This window comes from Caulobacter sp. BE254 (assembly GCF_031457295.1).
Taxonomy (GTDB): Bacteria; Pseudomonadota; Alphaproteobacteria; order Caulobacterales; family Caulobacteraceae; genus Caulobacter.
The window spans coordinates 1-5,771 of sequence record NZ_JAVDWJ010000028.1 but is presented as its reverse complement, the minus strand read 5'-3'; the positions used below and the strand labels follow the sequence as shown (position 1 = coordinate 5,771).

Genomic DNA, 5,771 nt, shown 5'->3' with positions numbered 1-5,771 from the left:
TCCTCATTACGGAAACACTGTCAGAATCGATCAGCAAATCTCTGGCAACTCCCCAGCCGCATCAAATGCGATTCCCCTGCCCCACAGGGGGAGGACCGACGCGTTGTCCACAATGACGCGCCCGAACCCGCGCCCGAACCCGCTTTGACCGCTTGCCAACCGCAAGGCGCTCTGCCATAAGCCGCCTCCTCGTCGCGGGGCGCTGTTTCAGCCCTCGCCGATGCGGGCGTAGCTCAGTGGTAGAGCACAACCTTGCCAAGGTTGGGGTCGAGAGTTCGAATCTCTTCGCCCGCTCCATTCTCCGGTTTTCCGGCGATGGAACGAGACCCGAAATATCCCGGATGCGGGCGTAGCTCAGTGGTAGAGCACAACCTTGCCAAGGTTGGGGTCGAGAGTTCGAATCTCTTCGCCCGCTCCAATTTCCCTTCCAGAATTTGAAGCGTGACGCATCCGGTGGGCGGCTGATAGGCCTATGGAACCCGTTGCGCGGGGCCGCCGTTGCTGACCGGTGATCACCTGCTGAAACGGGTGACGGGCTGGGGATGCTGGACCATGACTGGATACGAACTTGGGCGTTCGCGCCTGGGCGGCCTGGCGATGATGGCGGCGGTGCTGGCGCTGGCGGGCGCGGCCCAGGCCGCCCAGAGCGGGGCCAAACCGGAATATCCGACGCGGAAGCCCACGACCGCGGCGCCGGCGTCGGAGCCGGGCAAGCAGGACGGCGTACCGGCCGAGGGCGAGGAGTCCAACTGGTCGCGGGTCCGCAAGAAGTCGGTCGAGATCGGCACCCAGCCGGGGCGCGACGTCGGCGTCATGAAGCGGCAGATCCCGCCGATCCTGGTCACGGCCCAGGAAGACCCCTACAGCCTCAAGGGCCTGAAGACCTGCAAGCAGCTGGCCGCCGAGGTCACCCGCCTCAACGAGGTGCTGGGTCCCGACTATGTCGTCGGCAACGAGATCAAGGAGAACCGGGCCGGCAAGCTGGCCGAGGCCGGCGGCAAGACGGTGATCAACACCATCATCCCGTTCCGCAGCATCGTGCGGGAACTGACCGGCGCCGCGCCGGCCGACCGTCGCATGAACGCCGCGGTCGACGCCGGCCTGGCGCGGCGCGGCTTCCTGCGCGGGGTCCACGCCAAGCAGAAGTGCCGCACGCCGTTCTAGAGCCGGCCTTCCAGCGCCAGCCTTCTAGCAAGAGGCGATTCCTGATCTAACCCTCGCGGTGCATCCGCGGGGGAGTTTTTCGATGTCCAAGCGCGTCCTTCTGGGCCTCGCCATCGCTCTGGCCCTGAACGGCGTCGCCGTCGCCGCCACGCCCAAGGCCGACGGCGCGAGCGCGTCCGACCGCCTGGCCCAGGCGGTCAAGGCCTACGAGGCGTCGGGCGCGGGCGAGGACGACGGGGAGGGCGGGGCCGACGACGCCTCGCGCTTCCGGTTCCCGCCGGTCGGACCCAAGGCCGACGCCGACCGCAAGGCCCTGCTGACCTCAGCGCGGCGGACGCTGGACGGCGTCGACCTGGCCGCGCTCAAGCCGGACCAGCGCCTGACCCACGCGATCCTGAAATGGAGCCTGGACGAGCGGCTGGAGGGTCTGTCGTTCGACGAGGCGCGGATGCCGTTCAGCACCGATGGCGGTTTCGACGTCATCCTGCTGTACCGCGCCAACGGCATGCGCCTGAAATCCGAGGCCGAGGCCCGGCAGTGGATCGCCCTGCTGGCCCAGACCCCCGACTGGTACGCCGCCAATATCGCCAACGCCCTGCGCGGGGTGGCGGCCGGCTTCGTCCAGGCCGTTCCCACCGCCCAGGCCGTGCTGGACCGGGCCCGTCGCACAGCCGCCACGCCCCTGGCCGACGACCCGCTGCTGGCCCCGCTGCGCAACCTGCCGGCCAGCATCCCCGCCGACCGCAGGGCCGCCCTGCTGGCCGAAGGGACCAAGGTGGTCGCCGACAAGGTCGCCCCGGCCCGGGCCGGTTTCGTGACCTTCATGGAGACCGAATACGTCCCGCACGCCGCCAGGAGCCTGGCGGTCTCCGACCTGCCCGACGGCCAGCGCTACTACGCCTTCCTGGTGCGCCGCCACACGACCACGACCATGACCGCCGACCAGGTCCATGCCCTGGGCCTGTCGGAGGTGGCGCGCATCCGCGGGCGGATGGAAGCCGTGATGAAGCAGGCCGGCTTCCAGGGCGACCTGCCGGCTTTCATCGCCTATCTGCGCAAGGACCCGCGCTTCTACGCCACCAGCCGCCAGCAACTGCTGGAAAAGGCCAGCGAGATCGCCAAGCGGGCCGACGACCAGCTTCCGGCCCACTTCGGGACCCTGCCGCGCCTGACCTACGGCGTGCGGCCCGTGCCGGCCAGCATCGAGCAGGGCTACACCACCGGCCGCTATTTCGGCGGCGATCCCAAGACCGGCCGGGCCGGCGGCCTGATGATCAACACCTCGGCCCTGGACCAGCGGCCGCTCTACGAACTGCCGGCCCTGGTGCTGCACGAGGGCGCGCCGGGCCATCACATCCAGACCTCGCTGGCCCAGGAGCAGACCGGCGTCCCGGACTTCCGCAAGACGATCTATTTCAACGCCTATGGCGAAGGGTGGGGCCTCTATTCCGAATGGCTGGGCGAGGAGATGGGGCTCTATCGCGACCCCTACGAGCTGTTCGGCCGGCTGTCCTACGAGATGTGGCGCGCGTGCCGGCTGGTGGCCGACACGGGTATCCACGCCAAGCACTGGACGCTCGACCAGGCCAAGGCCTGCTTCCTCGATAACACCGCCCTGTCGCCGACCAATATCGACGTCGAGGTGGCCCGCTACGTCTCTTGGCCCGGCCAGGCCCTGGCCTACAAGGTGGGCGAGCTGAAGATCCTGGAGCTGCGCCACCGCGCCGAGACGGCCCTGGGCGACAAGTTCGACGAGCGGGCTTTCCACGACGCGGTGCTGCTGAACGGCTCGCTGCCGCTGGCGGTGCTGGAGGCCAAGATCGACGCGTGGATCGCGGAGCGGAAGAAGTAGGGATCGATCACTTGCCCCCTACTGGCCTTCGGCCGTCTTCCCCCAGAGGGGGAAGAGCCTCGCGGTAAAGGCTCCGCCCCCTATGGGGGCGGACAGACCGCGAAGCGGTCAGGTGGGGGCAAGGGGGAGCCTGGATCCCTGATTGGAAACCCCCTATCACCGCCACAAGCAGGGGGACACCACCACATGGCGCGCATCACCGTCCTGGGCGAATGCATGGTCGAGCTGTCGCCGGAGGGCGAGGGGCTGCACCGGATGGGCTATGCCGGCGACACCTTCAACACCGCCGTCTACATGGCGCGCCTCGGGGACGACGTCGCCTATTGCACCGCGCTGGGCAAGGGCGACCCGTTCAGCGACGGGGCCCTGGCCGCCATGCGCCGCGAGGGGCTGGACACCCGCCTGGTCCGCGAGGCCGAGAACCGCCTGCCGGGCCTCTACGCCATCGTGCTGGACGACAGCGGCGAGCGGAAGTTCCACTACTGGCGCGAGCGGGCCCCGATCCGCGACCTGTTCTCGCAGCACACCGCCGACCAGCTGATCGCCGCCGCCAAGGCCAGCGACCTGGTCTACCTGTCCGGCGTCACCCTGGCGGTGATCGGCGACATCGGGCGGGCGCGGCTGAAGGACATCCTGGCCTATGTCCATTCGCTGGGCGTGGCCGTGGCGCTGGACTTCAACTACCGCCCGGCCCTGTGGGCCTCTCCGGAGGCGGCCCGCGAAGCGCTGGACGGCGTCGTGCCCGCGTGCTGCTACGTGTCGCTGAGCAGCGAGGACAGCCGGCCGCTGTATGGTCGCGAGGCCGAGGACCTGGCCGCCGAATGGGCCGCGGCCGGAGCCGAGGTGGTGGCGCGGGACGAGAGTCACGCGGTCAACGTCCATGCCCCCCAAGGGCGGATCGCGACGCCCGCGCCGGTCCGGGTCAAGGCGCTGGACACGACCGGCGCGGGCGACAGCTTCAACGCCGCCTACCTGTCCTCGCGCCTGGCCGGCCTGCCTGTCGAGATCGCTGTTTCGCGCGGCCACGAGCTGGCCGCGGCGGTGGTCGCCTGCAAGGGCGCGATCATCTCGAAGGCGTCGATGCCCGTTTGGTCGCGGGGATAGAGAGCGGTCGGCCTCAACGCAATCAAAGGTTTATATTCCTACTAGACGCGCGTAATAGGAAAGTTATCCTCACAGCCGGAATATCGACCTAGACTCTGGGTCGAGGGCGTCACGGGGACGCCGTTTCGCAGGGGGAAGCCGATGCTGGCTCAAGCTCTCGAGGATCTGTGGGCGATCTCGCCCGACCCGCGTCGCGACCGGTTGACGGCCGCGTTCATCACCCACGCCGTGGCCCTGGCCACCGGGGTTTCGCCGTCCGACATCGCCTCGGCCAAGCGCACCAGCAAGGCGGCGGCGCGGGCCCGGCAGATCGCCATCTACCTGGCGCATGTCAATTTCAACTGGCCGCTGATCCGGGTGGCCTTCGCCTTCAACCGCGACCGCAGCACCTGCGGCTACGCCTGTACGCGCATCGAGGACATGCGCGAGAACGCCGACTTCGACGCCCGGATGAGCGTGCTGGAGGCTTGTGTAAAACAGGCGCCCGACACCATCCCCGAACTGACCCAGATCGGTATCGAACAAGGCTTGGGGCGATGAGCGGCGCGTTCGAGCGGGCGCTGGAGGCCGAGCGCCTGGCCGTCCGGGCCGAGCGGCTGCTGCGGCGGCCCGGCGCGCTGATCGAGGTCAGGGGCCTGGGTTACGTGGTCCGGTTCGGGCCGCGTCGCGGGGTCATGCTGACCGTGGACGAGGCCGCCTTCCGCCTGTTGGCCCGCGACGGCGCCCTGGCCCCGCGCCGCGAAGGCGGCTGGCGGCTGGTCAAGCCGCTGGCCCCGCCGACCCCGCCGCCGGGGCGTCCGGGGGTGATCGAGGGCGAGCGCGTGGTCATCGAGGGCAGCAGCGAGCACGTGGTGCTCAAGGCCAATCTCGGCGAGTCGCCCCTGGCTTGGCTGGCCCGGCGCGGCGGGCTGGAGCCGGTGGAGATCTGCGCCGGCGAGCGGCTGCGCGAGGATTTCCAGAAGGCTGGCACGGTCGGCCGCCTGACCATGAACTGGGACGCCCAGCCGCGCGGCGAAGGTGGCGGCCAGGGGCTGGAGCCGGCGCTGCGGGCCCGGGCGGCCAAGGATCGGATCGCCGCGGCCCTGGCGGCGGTGGGCCCCGGCCTGCGGGAGATGCTGGAGCGGGTGTGCCTGGCGGAAACCGCCCTGCAGGTCGCCGAACGCGAACTGAAACTGCCCCGGCGGGCCGGCAAGACGGTGCTGAAGCTGGCGCTGCAGCGGCTGGCCATGCACTACCGGATGGTTTGAACAGACGCCTTTCCTTCCCCCTTGCGGCAGGGCTATTGCATATGGATTTGCCCTATCGAGAGCGCGTATTGGATCGACGCAAGCTCTTCCAAAAGGCGAACAAAACGAATCCAAATGGGCTTGCGAGCCAACCTTCTGGCTTCGGCTGGATGCACGGCTCAAGCCGTCCACCCTTCGTTCTTCCATATGCGATAGCCCTGCCCCTTGCGGGGAGGGTGGCCTCCGAAGGAGGTCGGGTGGGGATCGGTGCAGTGTATTTGCCGCCGTAAGCCCCACCCACCAGCTTCGCTGGTCCCCCCTCCCCATGAAGGGGACCGCTGCATTACGCGGTGATCAGCGGGGTTGGAGGGGGGAAGCGGCCTGTGGTGGCCTCCGAAGGGAGGTTTTGTCGATGTCAGGGCGGA

At 69.1% G+C, this 5,771-nt stretch carries 5 protein-coding genes and 2 tRNA genes; all 7 read left to right on the top strand.

What is annotated here, in order from left to right:
• Positions 1–222: 222 nt before the first annotated feature.
• The 7 genes from J2X41_RS25175 (at position 223) to J2X41_RS25145 (ending at position 5,367) form a co-directional block, all read left to right on the top strand.
• A tRNA-Gly gene (locus J2X41_RS25175) sits at positions 223–297 on the top strand.
• Positions 298–343: 46 nt separating this feature from the next.
• Positions 344–418: transfer RNA gene (locus J2X41_RS25170), tRNA-Gly, on the top strand.
• 134 nt (positions 419–552) lie between these two features.
• Positions 553–1,164, top strand: a complete 612-nt coding sequence (locus J2X41_RS25165; RefSeq protein WP_310087332.1) for a hypothetical protein — start codon at positions 553–555, stop codon at positions 1,162–1,164.
• Positions 1,165–1,246: 82 nt separating this feature from the next.
• A complete protein-coding gene (locus J2X41_RS25160) occupies positions 1,247–3,016 on the top strand; it encodes a DUF885 family protein (RefSeq protein ID WP_310087331.1) in 1,770 nt (589 codons plus the stop codon).
• Positions 3,017–3,202: 186 nt separating this feature from the next.
• Positions 3,203–4,120, top strand: coding sequence for a sugar kinase (locus tag J2X41_RS25155; protein WP_310087329.1), 918 nt, complete (start codon positions 3,203–3,205; stop codon positions 4,118–4,120).
• A 141-nt stretch (positions 4,121–4,261) separates the two neighbouring features.
• Positions 4,262–4,660 (top strand): helix-turn-helix domain-containing protein, encoded by a 399-nt coding sequence (locus J2X41_RS25150; protein ID WP_056762810.1) that lies wholly within the window; start codon positions 4,262–4,264, stop codon positions 4,658–4,660.
• Positions 4,657–5,367: a DUF6456 domain-containing protein gene (locus J2X41_RS25145; RefSeq protein ID WP_310087327.1), complete on the top strand. Its 711-nt coding sequence runs from the start codon at positions 4,657–4,659 to the stop codon at positions 5,365–5,367. Before J2X41_RS25150 ends, J2X41_RS25145 begins: the two co-directional genes overlap by 4 nt.
• Positions 5,368–5,771: the final 404 nt, after the last annotated feature.